Here is a 20,371-nt window from a genome sequence, read left to right on the forward strand (position 1 = left end):
TTTTTTTATTTCCAGACTCTTAAAATTGCCCATGGCCTGAATTCTGAAATGTTTCTTTTTCTAACTTCGATAAGGTTTTCTCCCGGCTGAAGTAATTCTGCAGACAACATTGTTACAAGTCCTCTTTGTGAAGTGAGAGGATGAATTTGAAAACTAAAGTCCTGAGAATCAATAATGGAGTCATTTATTATCAATTGATACATGCTCCTTAAACATTCCAGTTTTTCGGAAGATTGTCTATCCTCACTGCTTAAGGTGTTCACTTTAATATTAGCATCCCTTGAACCAATTGAAAAGTTTAAATTAAATAGCCCCGAATCTTTAATTTCAATATTCGGACACAGTTCTTTTAACATCCCATTGTCGTTTGGATCGTATCGTATGAATATTTCGAAATACTTTGCATCAACAATCTTGGAAGGTACTGACACTTTTTCAATAAAATCGTATTCAGACTGCCGATATTCATCATAATAATTTGTATTGGAATAAATGCTTTCATTTCCTGATGAAAAGAAATAATCATGATCAAAACTTATGGCAAAAGAAAGCACCATGAAAAATAGAGCTATCAGATAAGCAATTCGGATTTTCGATTTCTTATATCGACTTATCAAATGATAATAAATACTTCGGCTAATTGCTGAAGCCGTAATAAATCCATAAAAATTGTAAAAGGGATAATAAATACGACTAATGCGATTAAACTTCTTTATCCAGCCAAGTGAAAAGAAGTCTATCATATAAATCAACGCTGTCAACACATAAAAAATCATCAGGGTATTTGTAGTAATTGTTAGAATTAATCCAACAGTACCACCGATTTTAATAACTAAATATTGGGAGAATGCAGCAACTGATCCGGCGACTATTATGGTAAGAGCAAATGCCAGAATAATACTTATTAAAAGAAATGTCAGAGAAAAAATAACCGAGCATACTTCATCGAGGAAAAGAACCAGCTCATCCAGATTGCGTATTCTGGATTTAAGTTTTTGTGTAAAAAAATCACTGTATTTAAAGTCCTCCCAATCCACATGATCCTGAACAGATCTCAACCCAATGGTCCCAATCCAGAAGCCACGGATTAACAAATGGGAAATAAGGCTAATGATTAAGATTTTAAAACTGAAACCAACCATTCCTAGAAAAATATAAATCAGTGCGTAACCCGGAGATTGCAAATCGAGAAAGAATGGAATTTTGCTTAGCCATTTATCAAATCCATTTTGTCCGGCTATCAATAGAAATATTGTAAAAGCCGAAACAAGCAATTCCAATTGCCAGCTTTCCTGAGCCAGATTCTTCAACCAATCTTTTACAGCGTCGGATTTGTTTTTAGGATTTTTATCCAATTAAATCTCGTTTTAATCCTTAATATATTAAGAAATGAATTATCCTTTGGAACGATTAATTAAATAAACGCCAAAAATGATAATTGCAAGGCTGATAAAATGCATTAAAAAAAGCTTTTCACCGTCAAAAACACCCCACATTACTGCAATTATTGGAATCAGATAAGTAACAGAGCTTGCCATTAATGGATTAGAAATCTCGACGAGTTTGTAAAACAACATCACCGCGAAACCCGTACCAAATATTCCAAGTAATAAAATATAAAAGGATGAAATCAGTACATCCTTGTCTGTAAATACATCTATAAAAAAGCCGTCAAATAAAAGATAAGACAAGCCGAATGGAACTGTGAAAAGTAATGCCGTGCTGGAGGTAAAAGTAGATTTGACCCCCTGAAGTTTGGCTTTGATAATATTTATTCCAGTTCCATAACACATTGTAGCCAAAATAACCAATAATGCGTAGGTGTTGAATTGACCTAATTGACCTTCGGAACCCACAAAAAGTAGAGCTGAAGAACCTATAAGTCCAATAAGCATTCCCCAAAACTTGCCTTTTGAAATGGTATCGCTAAAAAGCATTGCACCTATCAACATTGTAAAGAGTGGCGTCAATCCGTTGAGCATTCCTGCCAAAGAACTTTTGATGAATTGCTGGGAATAGGCAAAGAGAAAAGCAGGTATCAAATTTCCAATTACACCAACAAGAAAAATGAAACGAAACCTCTCTTTGGGAATTTTCAAAATATTGGGTACTGACCAGGGCAAAAGCACAAGTCCAGCAGAAACCACCCGGAGTGAAGCAATTTGAAGAGGGTTTAGCGCAATCAATCCTTTTTTTATAAGAATAAATGAAGAGCCCCAGATCAGGGCGAGAATTATGAGCATTAGCCAAATTTTAACCTCGGTGCTGAGTTTTGACATTAGGCTAAAACAGAATATGCATCTGCGAATTCAAATCTTATTGTATTCAAAATCTCAAATAATTCATCAGGATTGTCAGTTTCTACAAGCTTGGTGCGGAAAGGTTTAAAATTTGGAATACCTCTGAAATAATTGGTATAATGTCTTCTCATTTCAAAGACACCTTGTTTTTCGCCTTTCCAATCCAGGGAAAATTTCAAGTGTCGGATACAGGTATCAACTCTGCTGTCCATATCCGGTGGTGGAAGATGTTCTCCGCTATTTAAATAATGCTTTATCTCATTAAAAATCCAGGGATAACCTATGGAAGCTCTTCCAATCATAATGCCATCCACTCCGAATTTCTCTTTATACTCTTTGGCTTTTTCAGGGCTGTCTATGTCTCCGTTACCAAAAATAGGGATCTTAATGTCCTGATGATTTTTAACATCTGCTATATAGGACCAGTCTGCCTCCCCCTTATACATTTGCTTTCTGGTTCTACCGTGGATAGTTAAGGCCTCAATTCCCACATCTTGTAGCCTTTTGGCCACTTCAATTATTTTTATGTTATTCTCGTCCCATCCCAGTCTTGTTTTTACAGTAACGGGTTTGTTAACCTGCTTGACAATCTCAGCGGTCATTTTTTGCATTTTGGGAAGGTCCAAAAGTATGCCTGCACCGGCACCTTTGCATGCGACTTTTTTTACAGGGCAACCATAATTTATATCGATTAAATCCGGATTGGCTTTTTCAGCAATAGCTGCTGCCTGCCGCATTGAGTCTATTTTATCTCCAAAAATTTGTATGCCAATTGGTCTTTCGTATTCATATATGTCTAGTTTTTGCACACTTTTTTCAGCATCGCGGATCAACCCTTCGGAAGAAATAAATTCCGTGTACATAAGGTCGGCGCCATTTTCTTTACATACCGCCCTGAAAGGCGGATCGCTCACGTCTTCCATGGGTGCCAAAAGCAAAGGAAATTCCCCAATGTCCAAGGATCCTATTTTAATCATGCTGCAAATTTAGGCATATTAGAATAATGTTAATCAAACTTAATTGTTTGATTATGTCAGTCTTTGTTTAAATGATACTTTTGCAGAAATTTTTAAATGGAATACCAAAATTATTCAAACAGGAGTTTTAATCCCTGGTACCATCTATTTTTTCTTTTTGCCTTCGTAATTGTTGGGCTATTAGTATTTAATTTTTTTGGATTTCTCTTTGCATTCATAGCGGTTAATTTTGATTTTAATGAATTACTGAGAATTATGGAAAATCCTCTCAGTGGACCTGAAACACGAGTTCCGTTGCTAATTGTTCAAGGAATAACGGGAATTGGAACATTTATTCTAGTTCCCCTGATTTATCGAAAATACGTTGACAGAAGTGAAAGTTTAAGTCTGGATGTTAACCGCCATGAGAAGCCGGTAAATTTTCTCATCGTCATACTATTTACTTTTGCTATAATGCCATTGACGGCTCAGTTCATGGAATGGAACCTTGGCCTGAAATTTCCGGAATTTCTTTCTGAATTTGAGAGACAACTAAGACAAACCCATGATTTTGTTGAAGAATCAACCAAACATTTGGTTAGCTTGGAAGGCGTATTTGAGCTTACATTGGGAATCGTAGTAATTGCCGTTATTCCCGCAGTAGGCGAAGAATTCTTATTTAGAGGCTTTTTTCAAAAGTATTTAATTAAGGGGTTTAACAATGTTCATTTGGGAATTTTTGTAACTGCCTTTTTATTCGGGCTTTTTCATTTACAAATTTTTATTATTCTTCCAAGGATTGTTCTCGGATTGGTTTATGGTTATTTCTATCATTATTCCAAAAATCTTTTAATTCCGATCATGGGGCATTTTGTAAACAATGCATTTATGGTGACCATGTTATACTTGTATAACCAGGGCATTATAGAATTCAATATAGAAGATGAATCGCAGATGTCTGCTATTCTGGTATTATCTTCTTTGATATTTTCTGCTGTGCTTTTCTTTTATTTGAAGTCAAAATATTCTGCAAACACAAAAACGGAATGAAGAATTGGCAGGTTGTATTTAAATCAGATAATTCTCATAGAGCAGAAATTGTAAGAGCAATTCTTGATGAAAAGGAATTAAATCCGGTATTGATAAATAAAAAAGATTCAAACTATCATTTTGGACTCTTTGAAATTTGCGTTGCACCGGACAATGTCATTAGGGCGCTCAAGATAATTGACAATGAAATAAAGTTTGAATAACCTTAACAATCTACAACTGCGAATTCTGGTAGGCATTTTTGGTGCCGTACTTGTATTGTTTTGCATTCACTATCACGAGCTCGGTTTTTTTGGATTGTTCCTCATTATAGGTTTGTTAACACAGCTTGAGTTTTACAAATTACTTGGCCTGGACGGAATGTTTCCTTTAAAAACCTTCGGTACACTTACCGGAGGATTGCTTTTTGCAATTACATTTTTCATTCAAAAAGGTTGGGCTCCAACGGATGCCTATTATGTATTGTTTCCACTGTTGTCTTTAAGCTTTATAATTAAACTTTATAAAAAAGAATTGTTCCCTTTTGTAAATGTGGCGCTGACTTACCTGGGATTAATTTATGTGATGGTGCCTTTTTGCCTGCTGACTGTTGCTGCTTTTCAGGATGGAGTGTATAATCCTGAAATAATCGGTGCTTCTTTTTTATTGTTATGGGCTTGTGATACAGGGGCTTATTTTTCCGGTAAATATTTTGGCCGACGTAAATTGTTTAAACGTATTTCACCTAAAAAAACGTGGGAAGGAACACTTGGAGGTGCAATACTTACCTATTTAATGGCATTTGGACTTAGCTTTATTTATGAGAGTTTCCTCCAAATAGATCTCTATTTAATAGCCTCGGTAATTATTGTATTGGGAAGCTATGGCGATTTAGTTGAATCCCTTTTTAAAAGAAGTATGGATATTAAAGACAGTGGGACATCTCTGCCGGGTCATGGCGGATTCCTTGATCGATTCGACGGTTTATTGCTCGCGGCGCCTTTCATTCTTTTGATTATTAAATTCTTTTAAATAACAATTTTGCATTGCGCAAAATATGCTATTTTTGAATGCATTAGTGTTTATGAACATTTAATCAGACCTACATGCCCTATCTTGAGCCCGCTCCAATAAAAGATCATGATAATCCATTTGAGTCAATGATGTCGCGTTTTAATGTTGCGGCAGAAATTCTTGGCCTGGATGAAGAAACCTACAATGTATTAAAAAGCCCTGCCAAACAGGTGACTGTAAATCTTCCGGTAACTATGGATGATGGCGCCATACGAGTATTCGAAGGACACAGGGTTATTCATTCAAATATTCTCGGTCCTTCGAAAGGTGGAGTGAGATTTGACATGGGTGTTAATATTGATGAAGTAAAAGCACTCGCAGCATGGATGACATGGAAATGTGCTGTAGTAGATATACCCTATGGCGGTGGAAAGGGCGGTGTAAAATGCAACCCCAGAGAAATGTCCAGAGGAGAAGTGGAAAGACTGGTACGTGCATATACCACAGCGATGATTGATATTTTCGGACCGGATAGAGATATTCCTGCACCCGATATGGGAACCGGACCCAGAGAAATGGCATGGATGGTGGATCAGTATTCGAGAGCCAGAGGTATGACTGTAAATGCAGTTGTAACAGGAAAACCTTTAGTATTAGGAGGTTCACTTGGAAGAGTAGCCGCTACAGGACGTGGTGTAATGGTATCCGCTTTGGCAGCCATGGAAAAGAGAAGTATGAGCCCTACTAAGGCTTCCTGTGCAGTTCAGGGATTTGGAAATGTTGGAGCAAACGCCGCATTGCTATTGGCAGAAAGAGGAGTTAAAATTAAGGCAATAAGCGATATTTCCGGTGCGTACTGGAACGACAATGGCATAGATATTCTTGAAGCTATAAAATTTAAAGACAATAATAACGGCAGCCTTGAAGGTTATAAAGGAGCTCAAAAAATTAGCAACGATGAATTATTGACATCTAAAGTAGATGTTCTGGTTCCCGCAGCTTTGGAAGACGTAATAACGAGAAAAAACGCTGATAAAATTCAGGCTAGTATGATTGTAGAAGGAGCCAACGGCCCAACTTCCGCCGGTGCTGATTCTATAATTCATGATAAAGGCATTATCGTAGTTCCGGATATTCTCGCCAACGCAGGTGGCGTTACTGTGTCTTACTTCGAATGGGTTCAAAACAGATTGGGTTACAAATGGTCTGAAGAAAGAGTAAATAGAAGGAGTGACAGAATAATGAAAGAGGCTTTTGACCGTGTTTATGATGCTGCCATGAAGCACGATGTGTCCTTGAGAATTGCGGCCTATATTGTAGCGATTGATAAAGTTTCGAATACCTTTAAACTCAGAGGAAGTTTCTAATGATCCACAGGGAAGGAAGAGTTTTTCTTGTTATTATAGCCATCGTTTTTATCGCAATAAATGTATTGGCTTTATACTTCTTTCCGGAAGTGATTATTGCCAGCTATATTTTGGGATTACTCAGTTTTGGCGGCTTTCTTTTTTTCCTTCAGTTTTTCAGGAATCCGAAGCGCATTACTCCAAAAAATGAAAAAAAGATCATTGCACCTGCAGATGGCAAAGTCGTTGTAATAGAAGAAACTAAAGAATCCGAGTATTTAATTGAACAAAGAATACAGGTCTCAATTTTCATGTCTCCATTAAATGTACATGTTAATCGAAATCCTGTCACTGGAACAATAAGTTATTTTAAATACCATCCGGGCAAGTACTTAGTGGCCTGGCATCCGAAAAGTAGTACTGAAAACGAACGTACCAGTATTGTTTTTAAAATGCTAAATGGGACTGAAATAATGCTCCGACAAATTGCCGGTGCTGCAGCAAGACGTATTAAATGGTATGTGGATAAAGGTTCAGAAGTTGAACAAGGTGGCGAATTTGGTTTTATCAAATTCGGATCTCGTGTAGATCTTTTTTTGCCATTGGACTATAAAATAAATGTCAAGATAGGAGAGCACATCAAAGGTGGAATTACAACTATCGCCGAAATCCCTGATTGACCAGTAGTTCTACAATTTTTTCCAGATATCTCTGGTCTTCCTTATGAAACTCATTCAAATTTTTACTATCAATATCCAATACAAAATAGACCTTGTTTTTGAATATGCCTGGAACAACAATTTCTGACTTGGAATGCGAAGAACAGGCAATATGACCAGGGAACTTGTCTACGTCTGGAACAATTATAGTTTCTTGATTGGCATATGATTGGCCACAAACCCCTTTTCCAAAATCAATTCTCGTACAAGCCAGAGGCCCTTGAAAGGGGCCAAGAACTAAATTTTGATCATTCCGATCTACTATATAAAATCCTACCCAAAGCCAGCTGAATACTGTTTTTAATACAGCCGCCACATTTGCCATATTGGCTGTGCTGTTTTCTTCGTTTTGAATTAGGGCTTCTATTTGAGGAATAATTTCCTCATACACGGTGGATTTATCCGCCCCTTTTGTAAATAGTAATTCTTCAGACATAAAAAAAGCCCGCTTTTTAGGCGGGCGTTTATTTTTTCAATCCTTAATACTTATATTCTTCTCTGAGCTTCAATGTCTCCCAGATTATAAGTTCCACCCGGCACAAGGTTAAGTGGAGTACCCGGTTGGTTTCTAATTGGATGAATATTAAATAATACATCACCGCCGGTGTTATTGTCTCTTACGACTACATCTTCCATAAACAATTCGGCTTCCAACACGCCTTCTACTGTTCCGGGGATATCGGTAATTCTTATTTCTCCGGTAGACGGACTTCTGAAATTAACCGAAGTTAACTCAACATTCACATCTGTTAATTTACCATTTCCTGAACCCATAGGATAATCAAGAATTGTATAAACCACAAAAACACTTGTAGATTTAAAGTTATTTGGATCTTGTAAAGCTGGAGGAACACCTAGTAAATTATAGTCTCCATAAATTCTGGCCTGTAATTCAGAATTCTTCTGGAAAACTGTAATCGTAGATGAAACATTTCTAACCTGATTAGAGTCATTGTTTAATGTTTCAGGCAAGATTTCCGCTGTAAAATTAACTACAGGATCATCTTCTCCTGTTAAAACGGAACCATTAACTGTTCCGGGATTAAGACCTTCGAAGTGTGCAATTCCGCCGGCTACAGTAGTTTGAACCATTGATTCACCACCCTGTGAAATTGTCACAAATGCACCTTCAATACCACTGACTTTACCATCGATTGTAGCATTTCCAGGAACTACTTGAACTGAATAGTTGTAACTGGCTACTCCCTGAGGATTTGTGTTGGTTTCTGCCTGTGGAGTCGGTTCTTCATCACCTCCTTCATCATCATTATTACATGCTGTGAAAAGCAAAGGCAGGATTAGGAATGGTAATAGTGCAAAATAGTTAGTAATTTTATTCATTGTGAGTCACTTTTAATTGAATTCAAGGCTTAAATATAGTATTTATCTAAAACATTCAATTAATCTTGAAAAAATAATAGCAGTCCTTTTTTAATATTTTCTTAGAACTCGCTTTATCAAGATTAATATCAGGTGCAATTATACCCTTTTTAATTCTCAAATCACCCTCAAAGACATGAATTTCATCATAAGTTCCCGATTCAATAAATTTATTTAGAGTTTTTGTCCCGCCTTCAACTATGATCGATCCAATATTTAACTCATATAAGTGATTTAAGATTTGCGGAATTAGCTCTTTGCTTGAATCTAAGCGGTGCCAGGTAACATTTTCAGAAACCTTTTCTATATTATAGTTAAATACAATAGTCTTTGCCTCTTGATTAAAAATCAGACTGTCCGGTGGTATGGAGTTCTCAAAATCAAATGTGACTCTTAGCGGGTTTTTACCTTTATAATGTCTTGTATTTAGCCTTGGGTTATCATTTATTACTGTTTGTGCACCCACAAGGATAGCATCGTCATGGGCTCTTAATTTATGAGAATGCACCTGAGATATTTCATTGCTAATTTTTACCGTTCGCCCATTTTCCCCTGCAACAAATCCATCTTTGCTTTGTGCCCATTTTAGAATGATATATGGTCTTTGCTTCAATTTATTTGTGAGAAATCGTCGATTAAGCCATTCTCCTTCCTTTTTGAGTATATCACTTTGAATTTCTATACCAGCTTGCTCCATTTTTTTTATACCATTCCCCGAAACCAATGGATTTGGATCCTTTATAGAAATAAAAACTTTAGGGATTTGCTTAGTGATAATGAGGTCTGCACAAGGCGGGGTTTTACCATGATGCGAACAAGGTTCCAGACTCACATAAATTTCGCTTTTTTTTAGCAGATCATCACTCAGCTGATTTATAGCATTCACTTCTGCATGAGCCTCACCGTACTTTTCATGCCAACCTTCAGCAATGATTTTATTATTGTGTACAATTACCGCACCTACCAATGGATTTGGACTTACCATTCCTTCTCCTCTTTGGGCAATGTCAATGGCACGAGCCATAAATTTTTCTTCTCTGCTAGGATTAGACATGAACGCAAAATTCATGAATTTTACCCAATGTTTAATAAGCCTTATGAAATACGGAACATTTACCTTCAAATCAGGGAAAACTTAAAATCTATATATGAATTAAATGAGGCTGATTCCATTGCAGAATTATTACTCGAAAGCAAGGTCCCAAAGCCAAGACTTAAGTTGATAAGTGATCCGAATATGTTGATCAATGAAAAAGATGTACAGGATTTGTATAAAAGCTTGCTTGAATTAAAAGCAAACAAACCCATACAGTATGTACTGGGAGAGACTGAATTTATGGGTCTCAAATTTAAGGTGAATGAAAATGTTTTGATTCCAAGACCTGAAACTGAAGAATTAATCAGCTGGATTTTAAAAGAAGATGTATCTGAAAAAGCAATTCTTGATATTGGGACAGGTAGTGGCTGTATTCCAATTGCCATTGCCATAAAAGGCGCTGCTTCGGCTAAAGTATTTGGGATGGATATTTCGCAATCGGCATTGGAAGTGGCCATACACAATGCAAAAATGAATAAAGTGGATATAGAATTTATTCAGGATGATATATTAAGCCCTTCAGCATCTAATTGGAAATACGATATTATTGTTAGTAATCCGCCTTATGTGAGAGAATCTGAAAAAGAGCTTATGGCTGAAAACGTATTAAAATTTGAGCCGGAAATTGCACTTTTTGTTAAAGACAGTGATCCTCTTATTTTCTATAAAGCCATTATGGATTTCTCAAACTTACATTTAAATCATTCCGGGCTGCTATTTTTAGAGATCAATGAAAATTTTGGCAGAGAGCTATGGTCTTTGCTCGATAAAAACGGGTTTCGGGAAATTGAATTGAGAAAAGATATGAGCGGTAAAGAAAGAATGATCAGAGCGCGAAAAATTCTTTGATAAAAATTGAATTTGAGGATCTGATTTTTACCATTCCACTTTTTGGCACCTTAAAATATGAATTGCTCTTTTCAAGATTAGTCATTTCCTCGGGCTCACTGCTCAATTCAATTTTATCTCCACGGTTTTTCCATTTTCTCCATTCCCCTTTGAAAGAGAATTCCTTGAATTCATCGCTGTATCTTATAATCTCACAAGAAGATTTTAAATCTCTTATGTCAATATTTATGTTTGATGCGATGTGGATGGTATGATTTGAGATTTTATTTAATATTTCAGTCCAGCTGTTTTTAAAACTATGGTAATCTATTGGAATTTGATATTCCATTTTCTTAAGACTAACAGTTTTCGAGCTTTCCGGCCCGATTATAACATCAATTTTAAATCCATTGTCTATCACCCAATCTAATAGTTCAAAATGACAGTATACTTTTGGGCTCCATTCGAGTAATTGATTAAATATTTCTTCACGAATGGTTGTGAGCATGACCAGAGCAGGTTCCTGATTTTCCCTTATTATATGATGTGAAGACATATTCTGAAATATAAATTAAAGAAAGATGTGCATTTTGACATCGACTTGTAATTTTGCAGCCTATTTACTCAATTAATCTCGAATTCTCAAGCTATGAACCAGGAAAGCGAAATCTTTAAAAAAATTATTGCCCACTCCAAAGAATACGGTTTTGTATTTCCTTCAAGCGAACTCTACGACGGTCTACAGGCCGTTTATGATTATGGCCAAAACGGAGTGGAAGTTAAAAACCAACTCAAAGACCTGTGGTACAAATCCATGGTTCAAATGAATGAAGACATCGTTGGCCTGGACTCTGCCATTTTCATGCATCCAAAAATCTGGCAGGCATCGGGTCATGTCGACAGCTTTAACGATCCCCTGATCGATAATAAGGATTCGAAAAAGAGGTATAGGGCAGATGTGCTTATTGAAGACAAAGCGGCAGAATACGAAGCCGAAGGTCAAAGTGATAAGGCCCATGCACTGATACAAAAAATGGCAGAGCTACTCGACAATGAAAACCTCGATGGCATAAGAGAGCTGATAATTGATGAGAATATAAAATGTCCATTATCGGGTTCATCCAACTGGACAGAAGTACGGCAGTTTAATTTGATGTTTTCCACTCAAATGGGTTCTGTCTCCGATGATTCTAATCAAATTTATTTAAGACCGGAAACGGCACAAGGGATATTTGTTAATTATTTGAACGTACAAAAAACCGGCAGAAAAAAGATTCCCTTTGGTATAGCACAAATAGGGAAGGCATTTAGAAATGAAATTGTGGCGAGACAGTTTATTTTCAGAATGCGTGAGTTTGAGCAGATGGAGATGCAGTTTTTTGTGAGGCCGGGAACAGAAATAGAATGGTACGAAGCCTGGATGGAAAAAAGAATGCGATGGCATAAAGCCCTGGGAATTAATCCCGAAAATCTGCGAATGCATAAACATGAGAAATTAGCCCACTATGCGAATGCCGCATCGGATATAGAATTTAAATTTCCCTTTGGTTTTAAGGAAATAGAAGGCATCCATTCAAGGACCGACTTTGACCTGTCAAGGCACATGGAATTTTCCCGTAAAAAAATCAATTATCACGATCCTGAAATCAATCAAAGTTATACGCCATATGTGGTTGAAACTTCAGCAGGGGCTGACCGGCTTTTTTTGATGCTGATGTGTCATTCATACACAGAAGAGCAATTGGAAGATAAACAAAGAACCTATTTAAACCTTCCTCCATTTCTTGCTCCAATAAAGGCTGCGGTATTTCCATTGGTTAAAAAAGACGGTTTACCGGAGAAGGCCATGAAAATTGTCAATGATTTAAAGATGGATTTCAAGGTAATCTATGAAGAGCAAGGTGCAATTGGTAAAAGATATACAAGGCAGGATTTAATCGGAACGCCTTTTTGCATTACAGTAGATCATGAAAGTCTGGAAAACGATACCGTGACCGTCCGCGAAAGAAATACCATGCAGCAGGAACGGGTTAAAACAGCTGCACTGGCAGAAATCATAGGCAATAAAGTGAACAATAAAGAATTTTTTCAAAAACTATAATTAAGATGTGGGAAGAAAAAGACAAACAATTATGTAAAGATTTTGAGTTTAAGGATTTCTCAGAAGCCTTTTCATTCATGACTCGCGTAGCTTTGGAAGCAGAGAAAATGCAGCATCATCCCTGGTGGAGCAATGTCTACAACAAAGTGGAAATTAAACTGAGCACGCATGATGCTGGAGGAATTGTCACCGATAAAGACAGAAGGCTCGCGAAAAAAATTGATCTCTTGCTCGAAGACAAATGATCACCTGAAACCACTATTTAAGTACCATTCAGGGTAGTAGTTTTCCGCCATTTTTACATTTTTACCTGCTTTTTAACATCCTAATACTGAGCACCGACGTAAATTAATAGATCGTTTCTAAATTGATTTACTATGTGGAAGGAAAATAAAAAAAGTCTAAGCAGATCATTCGAATTTGCAAATTATGTTGAGGCGTTCGGATTTGTAAATAAGGTGGCAATGCTCGCCTCAAAACAACAGCATTTCCCTAAAATTTGTATTGAAAAAACCAAAGTTGACATTTCACTTTCGACGGATAAGATTGGTGGATTTGTAACGCAAAAGGATCATGAATTGGCCGAGGAAATAGATGAAGTTTACGGGAGGAAAGAAATCCTGAGAAAAAGCGCCTGATTGATTTATATATTTGTGGAAGTATTACATGCTTTAAATGAAAACTTCCCAATTTTTACTATTCCTCTCTCTATACCTTTGCAGTTCAGGCCTGCTACGTGCACAAAATGATCGGGACAATGAAATATCATTGTTGTTTATCGGAGACATTATGGGCCACGACGCCCAAATAATTTCAGCTTACGATTCAAGTACCCAATCTTATTATTATGAAGAGGTGTTTTCACCTCTGAAACCAATCATTGAAAAGAACGATTTCACAATTGCCAATCTGGAGGTAACCCTTGCCGGTAAACCGCATAAAGGATACCCCCAATTTTCCTCGCCTGATGAGTTGGCTTTGGCCTGTAAAAAAGTTGGAATGGATGTTCTGGTCACGGCCAATAACCATTCTTGTGACAGAGGTAAAAGTGGGATTTTACGCACTTGCGATGTACTTGATTTCTACAATTTAAAACATACGGGCACCTTTAGAAATCAAACGGATAAAGATTCAATGAATTTATTAATTCTTGAAAAGGGAGATTTAAAAGTAGGATTATTGAATTATACCTATGGCACCAATGGACTTCCCTTTCCAAAACCGAGTCTGGTCAATCTGATCGATATGGATTCAATAAAAAAGGATATTTCACTGGCAAAAGATCAAAACCCGGATAAACTAATGGTCATGATTCACTGGGGGCTTGAATATCAAACCGAGGCCAATGAATCCCAAAAAAAAATAGCTGAGTTCCTTTTCAATAATGGTGTGGATATCATCATTGGCTCTCACCCTCATGTTATTCAGCCCATGGAATATTATCCCGAAATGGATAAATCCAGTGAGCGTTTGGTGGTATATTCTTTGGGTAATTTTGTATCCAATCAGCGAAAATTCAGAACAGATGGTGGAGCCATGGTGGAAATAAAGCTCAAAAAGGACTCGCTTGGCACAAAAGTTTCAGAAAAAGGCTATTATTTAACCTGGGTAAACAAAAGCACTGATAATGGTAAATCAAAGTTTGAAATACTTCCCTGTGCACGGATTGAACAAAATGAATTTGAAGGTCTTGATCAAGAAAGCATTGAAAAAATGAAAGTCTTTATTGAGGATTCCAGATCACGTTTAAATAAGCATAATATTAATTTTCCAGAGATAAGCCAAGCCGAATAATGGAAAAGCATTCTCTGTATTTCATCGGGACGCCAATTGGCAATTTAGCCGATATGAGCGAGCGTGCAAAGGAAGTTCTTTCTTCAGTTGATATCGTCTTGGCCGAGGACACGCGCAATTCAGGACTATTACTAAAACATTTTAGTATATCTGCCAAAATGGAAAGCTTTCATGCCCATAATGAGCATAAAGTACTAGAGGGAATAATTGAACGCATTCAAAAGGGAGAAACGTTTGCTTTAATTAGCGATGCCGGTATGCCTGCTATATCAGATCCGGGTTATTTACTTTTAAGGGCAGCGGTAAGCAAAGCAATAGATTTTACAATTATTCCTGGCCCTGCAGCATTTCTGGCAGCCTTGCTCTTATCCGGATTTCCTACGGATAAGTTTATTTATGAAGGATTTATTCCACATAAAAAAGGAAGACAAACTTTTATAGAGGCCTGGAAAGATGAAAAAAGGACGGTGGTTTTTTATGAAAGCCCACATCGTATCGTCAAATGTTTGGAGCAAATGAAGGAATTTCTTGGTCCCGATCGGGAGGTAGCCGTCGTTCGCGAAATCACAAAGAAATTTGAAGAAACCATAAGAGGCAGCCTTGAAGAGCTTTGCGAAATATTCAAAACCAAGACCATCAAGGGTGAGTTTGTGGTGGTGCTGAAGGGGGAGGAGTGATCGCCAATCATTCGTCATACCAGGATTCCCGTTTGCGGAATTCTTGGAATCTCATATACTTGATTGGAGTGCCGGCTATTTTTTAATGTCATTTATTGGTACGAAACTCTATTCTAAGAAAGCATCTCTTTTTTTACTTATTTTGCCTCAAACAGGAATTTATGCAGGCTACCTTCTTTCAAAACTGGAATTTCCTTGATAAAAAGTTGAATCGCTGGATTCTGACTGTCTTTTCATCAACATTATTATCTGTTTCCTGGCCCATCCACGGATTTCCGTTTTTAATATTTTTTGCATTTATACCTATTCTCATTCTCAACGAAAAATTTGACAGAAGTAGAAACGGGGCTTTTTATTTACACGTTTATACTGCTTTTCTCATTTGGAATGTCCTGACCACCTATTGGGTTTACAACTCAACTCCTGTAGCAATACTTGCCTTTACTGCGAATTCACTTTTACAAATGATACCAATCTTTGCTTTCCGAATGACATTTTTTCGGGCAAACAGAAATTTTTCATTCACCGCGCTTCCGATTTACTGGATCTCCTTTGAATACCTTCATTTAACCTGGCAATTGTCATGGCCTTGGCTAACCCTGGGAAATGTTTTCTCGGAATATCCTGAAATTGTTCAATGGTATGAATATACCGGAGTACTTGGGGGTTCGCTATGGATTTGGGTGGTAAACATTATGACTTTCACTTTTATTAATCGGTATAAAGACCAAAATCAAAAATTTCCCAGGCTCTTTCTGGCCTATACATTATTGGTAATCGCAAGTCCGATTGCAGAATCACTGGGCCAATATAATAGCTATGAAAATCAGGGTGATTTGGCAGAAATTGTGGTAGTGCAACCTAACATTGATCCATACAAAGAAAAATTTGCAGACTCAGAAAATTTTATACCCTTTGAAAAACAGGTACAGCGATTTGTAGAACTATCGAAATCTAAAATTACGGATAAAACCAAATTGGTAATTTGGCCGGAAACCGCAATCGATAGCCAGTTTGATGAAACCGCACTCGAGGATTACAGCATCCTTGATTCGATAAGGGCATTTAGGAATTCTTATTCGCATATTGCCTTACTAACCGGGATCACTACTTTTCAATTTTATCCGGAAGGTACCAAATCCACTTCATCAAGGTATGCCGAGCGATATGATTTGTACTATGATATTTACAATACAGCACTTTTTATTAATCAAAAAGACCAGCTCCAAACTTATCATAAATCAAAACTTGTTCCAGGCGTAGAAATCATGCCTTATCCGGCAATTTTTGGTTTCCTACAAGATCTTTCCATAGATCTGGGCGGCACATCCGGAGGTTTTGGCAGACAAAGCGAAAGAACGGTATTTGAAACATATGATGGTTTAAAAATAGCTCCTGCCATATGTTACGAATCCATATACGGTGACTTTATGTCGAATTATATGCGCAATAATGCGAATATGATTGCCATAATCACCAATGACGGTTGGTGGGGGGATACACCGGGTTACCATCAACATAATTCTTATGCAAAGCTACGAGCCATAGAATTCAGAAAAAGCATCGCCAGATCAGCCAATACTGGTATTTCAGGGTTTTTCGATCAGAAAGGAAATGAAATAATTCAAACCGAGTACTGGAAAGAAGATGTCATCTCTTACAGCATTCAATTGAATAATGAGCATACGGTATATGCGGATTGGGGTGATTATTTAGGAAGAATTGGTGGTTTTGTGGCTGTGGCCATGTTTTTGTCTGCTTTTGTGAAAGGTAAAACCACCATGATTAAAAAACCGAAGTCATAAATGGACCTTAATGATATAAGCAATCAGGTTGCAACAATCGCCAGAAAAACCGGGGAATATATAAAAGCTGAGGCCAAAGGAATAACTTTAAAACGCGCAGATTATAAAGGCATCAATGATCTGGTTACTTATGTCGATAAGGAAAGTGAAAGAAGGATAGTTGAAGAGTTAAGTCAAATTCTACCTGAAGCAGATATATTGGCTGAAGAGGGTAATTATTTAAGCAAAAACTCCAGATTTAAATGGATAATCGATCCATTGGATGGTACTACGAATTTTGTACATGGCATTCCTGCCTACTCCATCTCCATCGCATTGGTAGAAAATGACATTCCTATAGTTGCAGTAGTTCAGGATGTGGATAGAGAAGAATGTTTTAAAGCTTATTCGGGAGGAGGAAGCTATTTAAATAATAATAAAATTGAAGTTTCGAAGAGTCAAAATCTTTCAGATTGTCTGATGGCTACAGGTTTTCCGGTTACTGTTTTTGATAAGTCATCGCTATTACTTCAAATCACAGAATCGTTTATTCGTGAAACGCATGGCGTACGCAGAATCGGTTCAGCAGCATTGGATTTGGCCTATGTTTCCTGTGGAAGATTCGAGGGATTTTTTGAATATAATCTCAACGCCTGGGATGTTGCGGCCGGAGCTTTGCTTGTAAAAGAGGCCGGGGGAATTGTAAGTGATTTTAAGGGGAAGAATAATTATTTATTTGGCAAAGAAATTCTCGCTGCCAATGCATTGCATCCGAAAATGCTTGAGCTTATTTCCAGGGATTGGGAATGAATTTCTAGCTCTTCACTTAAATCTTTCATGCCTTTAAACATTTTTCAATTAAAGAATTGAATATACCTTTAATTTAGCGGTAGAACCTGAAGTTTAATGCTAGAAAAAAGATGGATATTAAAAGCGGTACCCGAGCTATCAAAAGTTCAAAAACTGGCATCTGAGTTAAATGCAGATAGAATTCTTGCCTCACTTTTGATACAAAGAGGTATTGATAGTTTTGAAGAGGCCAGAGAATTTTTCAGGCCGAAACTTGAGGACCTTCACAACCCATTTTTAATGAAGGGAATGACCAGGGCTGTAGATAGAATTCAAACTGCCATGGAATTGGGAGAAAACATAATGATATATGGCGATTATGATGTGGATGGCACCACTTCCGTATCGCTGGTATATGGATTTCTCAAGGAAAAAAACTATCCCAATCTTCAGCACTATATCCCCGATAGGTATGCTGAAGGTTATGGAATATCCTATTCCGGAATCGACAAAGCAGAGGAGTTTGAAGTCAGTTTAATAATTGCATTGGACTGCGGAATTAAAGCCGTCGAAAAGGTGGACTATGCCAATCAAAAAGGCATTGATTTTATCATATGCGATCACCATACACCAGGAAAGATACTTCCAAATGCGCATGCTATTTTAAATCCAAAACAAAGCAATTGTCCTTATCCATATAAAGAATTATCAGGTTGTGGAATTGGATTTAAATTAATTCAGGCCTTATGCGATGCCATGTCATATGATGCAAGAGATGCATTTCAATTCATTGACCTGGTCGCAGTTAGTATTGCATCAGATATTGTGCCTATTACAGGAGAAAATAGGGTGCTCTGTTATTTCGGATTGCAAAAAATAAATAAAAACCCAAGTCCGGGTATTAAGGCACTCATAAATATTGCCGAATACCAATCTCAAAAGGAAATGAATGTGCGAGACCTGGTCTTCGGGATCGGCCCAAGAATTAATGCAGCGGGAAGAATGGATAAGGCCATTACAGCGGTAGAATTATTGCTTGAAAAAGATACAGAAAAAGCGGCAGAAATGGCGGCTTTAATAAACAGTCAAAATACAAATCGCAGGGACTTTGACAGCAGTATTACAGTAGAGGCCGTAGACATGATTAAGTCTTCAGAGAACTTAAAGAATGCCAAAACTACCGTACTTTTTAAAGAAGACTGGCACAAAGGGGTTATAGGGATTGTAGCTTCGAGATGTATCGAACATTATCATCGGCCTACGATTATATTTACGGAATCCAACGGAAAAGCAACCGGCTCTGCGCGTTCTGTACCCGATTACAATATATATGATGCCATTTTGCAATGTGAAGACCTCCTGGATTCTTTTGGCGGACATCAGTTCGCTGCGGGATTGACATTAAAAAAGGAAAACCTTTCAGTGTTTAGCAAACGATTTGAAGAAGTGGTATCCTCCAATATTTCAGATGAATTACTAATACCACGGATTGATGTCGATTTAGAGATTGATTTATCCGAAATAGATTTTGCCTTGATAAAGAGATTAGATCAAATGTCACCATTTGGCCCACAAAACATGCAGCCCGTCTTCATAAGCAAAGGCGTAAGATTGTTTTCTAACTTGCGCATCTTAAAAGAAAAACATTTAAAATTTCAGGTAATACAGGGAAAATCCTTTCCTTATCAATGCATAGGCTTTAATTTTGTTGATTATAAGGATATAATAGACAGTTCAGAGAGCTTCTCAATTTGTTATTCCATTTCAATCAACGAATTTCGCGGAGAGAGAAGCATTCAACTGCAGATCCGTGATATAAAAGCAAATGAAACTCAGAGCTGAAAGTCTTGTAAAAAAATACAAATCCCGAAAAGTTGTAAATGATGTAAGTGTTGAGGTAAACCAGGGCGAAATCGTCGGTTTGTTAGGCCCAAATGGTGCCGGTAAAACAACCACCTTTTACATGATTGTTGGTTTGATTAAGCCCAATGAAGGCAGGATTTATCTCGACAATAAGGAAATCACAGATCTCCCTATGTACCGCAGAGCCAAACAAGGCGTAGGCTATTTGGCGCAGGAAGCCTCTGTTTTTCGTCAACTATCAGTAGAGGAAAACATTCTTGCTGTTTTGGAAATGACTTCGATGTCAAAAAAAGAAAGACAGGAAAAATGCGATGCGCTGATAGAAGAGTTCAGCCTTGAGCATGTTAGAAACAATAAGGGGATGGTATTATCAGGTGGAGAAAGGAGAAGGACTGAAATTGCCCGTTCTTTAGCCGTTGATCCAAAATTCATTTTGTTAGATGAGCCATTCGCTGGAGTTGATCCCATTGCCGTTGAAGAAATTCAAACCATTGTGGCTCAATTGAAAAACAAAAATATAGGTATACTTATAACTGACCACAATGTGAATGAAACGCTATCTATTACAGATAGAGCCTATTTATTGTTTGAGGGATCAATCCTCAAATCGGGGACAGCTGAAGAACTAGCTGCTGATGAACAGGTGAGAAGAGTATATTTAGGCAAGCATTTTGAATTAAAAAGAAAAATCTGAA

21 protein-coding genes and 1 pseudogene are annotated in these 20,371 nt (G+C 37.3%); 15 read left to right on the forward strand and 7 right to left on the reverse strand.

Annotated elements, in window-relative coordinates; all coding sequences use genetic code 11:
- Positions 1-5: 5 nt before the first annotated feature.
- Genes HZR84_08340 through dusB form a run of 3 tightly spaced genes read right to left on the reverse strand, consistent with a single transcriptional unit; the run spans position 6 to position 3,277 of the window.
- Positions 6-1,355 carry a hypothetical protein gene (locus HZR84_08340; GenBank protein ID QNL21947.1) on the reverse strand — a complete coding sequence of 450 codons (1,350 nt, stop codon included), beginning with the start codon at positions 1,353-1,355 and terminating at the stop codon, positions 6-8.
- A gap of 39 nt (positions 1,356-1,394) precedes the next feature.
- Entirely contained in the window at positions 1,395-2,243 is an 849-nt protein-coding gene (locus HZR84_08345; GenBank protein QNL21948.1) for a DMT family transporter, read from the reverse strand.
- Positions 2,244-2,278: 35 nt separating this feature from the next.
- Positions 2,279-3,277, reverse strand: a complete 999-nt coding sequence (gene dusB, locus HZR84_08350) for a tRNA dihydrouridine synthase DusB (protein QNL21949.1) — start codon at positions 3,275-3,277, stop codon at positions 2,279-2,281.
- A 255-nt stretch (positions 3,278-3,532) separates the two neighbouring features.
- Here dusB and HZR84_08355 point away from each other — a divergent pair, with 255 nt between their 5' ends.
- The 5 genes and pseudogenes from HZR84_08355 (at position 3,533) to HZR84_08375 (ending at position 7,325) form a co-directional block, all read left to right on the forward strand.
- The gene (locus HZR84_08355) at positions 3,533-4,306 is read left to right on the forward strand and encodes a CPBP family intramembrane metalloprotease (protein QNL21950.1); all 774 of its coding nucleotides are present in this window, start codon (positions 3,533-3,535) and stop codon (positions 4,304-4,306) included.
- On the forward strand, positions 4,303-4,509 hold the full coding sequence (locus HZR84_08360) for a hypothetical protein (protein QNL20397.1): 207 nt from the start codon (positions 4,303-4,305) through the stop codon (positions 4,507-4,509). Before HZR84_08355 ends, HZR84_08360 begins: the two co-directional genes overlap by 4 nt.
- Positions 4,490-5,317, forward strand: a pseudogene (locus HZR84_08365) (phosphatidate cytidylyltransferase). Before HZR84_08360 ends, HZR84_08365 begins: the two are co-directional and overlap by 20 nt.
- Positions 5,318-5,391: 74 nt before the next feature.
- Complete coding sequence (locus HZR84_08370; protein ID QNL21951.1) at positions 5,392-6,666, forward strand: Glu/Leu/Phe/Val dehydrogenase; 1,275 nt, start codon at positions 5,392-5,394, stop codon at positions 6,664-6,666.
- The gene (locus HZR84_08375; GenBank protein ID QNL21952.1) at positions 6,666-7,325 is read left to right on the forward strand and encodes a phosphatidylserine decarboxylase family protein; all 660 of its coding nucleotides are present in this window, start codon (positions 6,666-6,668) and stop codon (positions 7,323-7,325) included. Before HZR84_08370 ends, HZR84_08375 begins: the two co-directional genes overlap by 1 nt.
- Here the strand turns inward: HZR84_08375 and HZR84_08380 are convergent.
- From HZR84_08380 to ribD, 3 genes are read right to left on the reverse strand one after another with little or no spacing between them, the layout of a single operon-like run.
- Positions 7,303-7,800 (reverse strand): GAF domain-containing protein, encoded by a 498-nt coding sequence (locus HZR84_08380; protein ID QNL21953.1) that lies wholly within the window; start codon positions 7,798-7,800, stop codon positions 7,303-7,305. The two genes, HZR84_08375 and HZR84_08380, sit on opposite strands and share 23 nt — an antisense overlap.
- A gap of 50 nt (positions 7,801-7,850) precedes the next feature.
- Positions 7,851-8,705 (reverse strand): hypothetical protein, encoded by an 855-nt coding sequence (locus HZR84_08385; GenBank protein QNL21954.1) that lies wholly within the window; start codon positions 8,703-8,705, stop codon positions 7,851-7,853.
- A gap of 55 nt (positions 8,706-8,760) precedes the next feature.
- Positions 8,761-9,798 (reverse strand): bifunctional diaminohydroxyphosphoribosylaminopyrimidine deaminase/5-amino-6-(5-phosphoribosylamino)uracil reductase RibD, encoded by a 1,038-nt coding sequence (gene ribD / locus HZR84_08390; protein ID QNL21955.1) that lies wholly within the window; start codon positions 9,796-9,798, stop codon positions 8,761-8,763.
- A gap of 27 nt (positions 9,799-9,825) precedes the next feature.
- Between ribD and prmC the strand changes: the two genes are divergently transcribed.
- The gene (gene prmC / locus HZR84_08395; protein QNL21956.1) at positions 9,826-10,689 is read left to right on the forward strand and encodes a peptide chain release factor N(5)-glutamine methyltransferase; all 864 of its coding nucleotides are present in this window, start codon (positions 9,826-9,828) and stop codon (positions 10,687-10,689) included.
- Here the strand turns inward: prmC and HZR84_08400 are convergent.
- Positions 10,667-11,224, reverse strand: coding sequence for a hypothetical protein (locus HZR84_08400; protein ID QNL21957.1), 558 nt, complete (start codon positions 11,222-11,224; stop codon positions 10,667-10,669). The two genes, prmC and HZR84_08400, sit on opposite strands and share 23 nt — an antisense overlap.
- A 93-nt stretch (positions 11,225-11,317) precedes the next feature.
- On the opposite strand from HZR84_08400, the gene HZR84_08405 reads away from it, so the two are divergent.
- The 9 genes from HZR84_08405 to lptB all read left to right on the forward strand — a co-directional run bounded on the left by HZR84_08405 (position 11,318) and on the right by lptB (position 20,370).
- Positions 11,318-12,769: a glycine--tRNA ligase gene (locus HZR84_08405; GenBank protein QNL21958.1), complete on the forward strand. Its 1,452-nt coding sequence runs from the start codon at positions 11,318-11,320 to the stop codon at positions 12,767-12,769.
- Between the two features lie 5 nt (positions 12,770-12,774).
- Positions 12,775-13,014, forward strand: coding sequence for a 4a-hydroxytetrahydrobiopterin dehydratase (locus tag HZR84_08410; GenBank protein QNL21959.1), 240 nt, complete (start codon positions 12,775-12,777; stop codon positions 13,012-13,014).
- A gap of 132 nt (positions 13,015-13,146) precedes the next feature.
- On the forward strand, positions 13,147-13,407 hold the full coding sequence (locus tag HZR84_08415; protein QNL21960.1) for a 4a-hydroxytetrahydrobiopterin dehydratase: 261 nt from the start codon (positions 13,147-13,149) through the stop codon (positions 13,405-13,407).
- Between the two features lie 37 nt (positions 13,408-13,444).
- Complete coding sequence (locus tag HZR84_08420) at positions 13,445-14,563, forward strand: CapA family protein (protein QNL21961.1); 1,119 nt, start codon at positions 13,445-13,447, stop codon at positions 14,561-14,563.
- Positions 14,563-15,240 carry a 16S rRNA (cytidine(1402)-2'-O)-methyltransferase gene (gene rsmI / locus HZR84_08425; protein QNL21962.1) on the forward strand — a complete coding sequence of 226 codons (678 nt, stop codon included), beginning with the start codon at positions 14,563-14,565 and terminating at the stop codon, positions 15,238-15,240. Before HZR84_08420 ends, rsmI begins: the two co-directional genes overlap by 1 nt.
- 161 nt (positions 15,241-15,401) lie before the next feature.
- Positions 15,402-17,045, forward strand: coding sequence for an apolipoprotein N-acyltransferase (gene lnt, locus HZR84_08430; protein QNL21963.1), 1,644 nt, complete (start codon positions 15,402-15,404; stop codon positions 17,043-17,045).
- Positions 17,046-17,834, forward strand: coding sequence for an inositol monophosphatase (locus HZR84_08435; protein QNL21964.1), 789 nt, complete (start codon positions 17,046-17,048; stop codon positions 17,832-17,834). It abuts the gene before it with no gap.
- Positions 17,835-17,930: 96 nt separating this feature from the next.
- Positions 17,931-19,655: a single-stranded-DNA-specific exonuclease RecJ gene (gene recJ / locus HZR84_08440; GenBank protein ID QNL21965.1), complete on the forward strand. Its 1,725-nt coding sequence runs from the start codon at positions 17,931-17,933 to the stop codon at positions 19,653-19,655.
- Positions 19,639-20,370, forward strand: coding sequence for an LPS export ABC transporter ATP-binding protein (lptB, locus tag HZR84_08445; GenBank protein ID QNL21966.1), 732 nt, complete (start codon positions 19,639-19,641; stop codon positions 20,368-20,370). The genes recJ and lptB overlap by 17 nt, the downstream gene beginning before the upstream one ends.
- Position 20,371 lies beyond the last annotated feature (1 nt).

Origin of the sequence: Hyphobacterium sp. CCMP332 (genome assembly GCA_014323545.1) — a bacterium.
In the GTDB taxonomy this organism is placed as follows: Bacteria; Bacteroidota; Bacteroidia; order Cytophagales; family CCMP332; genus CCMP332.

What these genes read in the sequence shown, in the direction of transcription:
- recJ (QNL21965.1), top strand. Translation starts at nt 17,931, where the DNA reads ATGCTAGAAAAAAGATGGATATTAAAAGCGGTACCCGAGCTATCAAAA.
- HZR84_08345 (QNL21948.1), bottom strand. Translation starts at nt 2,243, where the DNA reads ATGCTCATAATTCTCGCCCTGATCTGGGGCTCTTCATTTATTCTTATA.
- HZR84_08380 (QNL21953.1), bottom strand. Translation starts at nt 7,800, where the DNA reads ATGTCTGAAGAATTACTATTTACAAAAGGGGCGGATAAATCCACCGTG.
- HZR84_08385 (QNL21954.1), bottom strand. Translation starts at nt 8,705, where the DNA reads ATGAATAAAATTACTAACTATTTTGCACTATTACCATTCCTAATCCTG.
- HZR84_08355 (QNL21950.1), top strand. Translation starts at nt 3,533, where the DNA reads ATGGAAAATCCTCTCAGTGGACCTGAAACACGAGTTCCGTTGCTAATT.
- HZR84_08420 (QNL21961.1), top strand. Translation starts at nt 13,445, where the DNA reads ATGAAAACTTCCCAATTTTTACTATTCCTCTCTCTATACCTTTGCAGT.
- HZR84_08410 (QNL21959.1), top strand. Translation starts at nt 12,775, where the DNA reads ATGTGGGAAGAAAAAGACAAACAATTATGTAAAGATTTTGAGTTTAAG.
- HZR84_08360 (QNL20397.1), top strand. Translation starts at nt 4,303, where the DNA reads ATGAAGAATTGGCAGGTTGTATTTAAATCAGATAATTCTCATAGAGCA.
- HZR84_08375 (QNL21952.1), top strand. Translation starts at nt 6,666, where the DNA reads ATGATCCACAGGGAAGGAAGAGTTTTTCTTGTTATTATAGCCATCGTT.
- lptB (QNL21966.1), top strand. Translation starts at nt 19,639, where the DNA reads ATGAAACTCAGAGCTGAAAGTCTTGTAAAAAAATACAAATCCCGAAAA.
- HZR84_08415 (QNL21960.1), top strand. Translation starts at nt 13,147, where the DNA reads ATGTGGAAGGAAAATAAAAAAAGTCTAAGCAGATCATTCGAATTTGCA.
- HZR84_08405 (QNL21958.1), top strand. Translation starts at nt 11,318, where the DNA reads ATGAACCAGGAAAGCGAAATCTTTAAAAAAATTATTGCCCACTCCAAA.
- dusB (QNL21949.1), bottom strand. Translation starts at nt 3,277, where the DNA reads ATGATTAAAATAGGATCCTTGGACATTGGGGAATTTCCTTTGCTTTTG.
- rsmI (QNL21962.1), top strand. Translation starts at nt 14,563, where the DNA reads ATGGAAAAGCATTCTCTGTATTTCATCGGGACGCCAATTGGCAATTTA.
- HZR84_08435 (QNL21964.1), top strand. Translation starts at nt 17,046, where the DNA reads ATGGACCTTAATGATATAAGCAATCAGGTTGCAACAATCGCCAGAAAA.
- lnt (QNL21963.1), top strand. Translation starts at nt 15,402, where the DNA reads ATGCAGGCTACCTTCTTTCAAAACTGGAATTTCCTTGATAAAAAGTTG.
- HZR84_08370 (QNL21951.1), top strand. Translation starts at nt 5,392, where the DNA reads ATGCCCTATCTTGAGCCCGCTCCAATAAAAGATCATGATAATCCATTT.
- ribD (QNL21955.1), bottom strand. Translation starts at nt 9,798, where the DNA reads ATGTCTAATCCTAGCAGAGAAGAAAAATTTATGGCTCGTGCCATTGAC.
- HZR84_08400 (QNL21957.1), bottom strand. Translation starts at nt 11,224, where the DNA reads ATGTCTTCACATCATATAATAAGGGAAAATCAGGAACCTGCTCTGGTC.
- prmC (QNL21956.1), top strand. Translation starts at nt 9,826, where the DNA reads ATGTTTAATAAGCCTTATGAAATACGGAACATTTACCTTCAAATCAGG.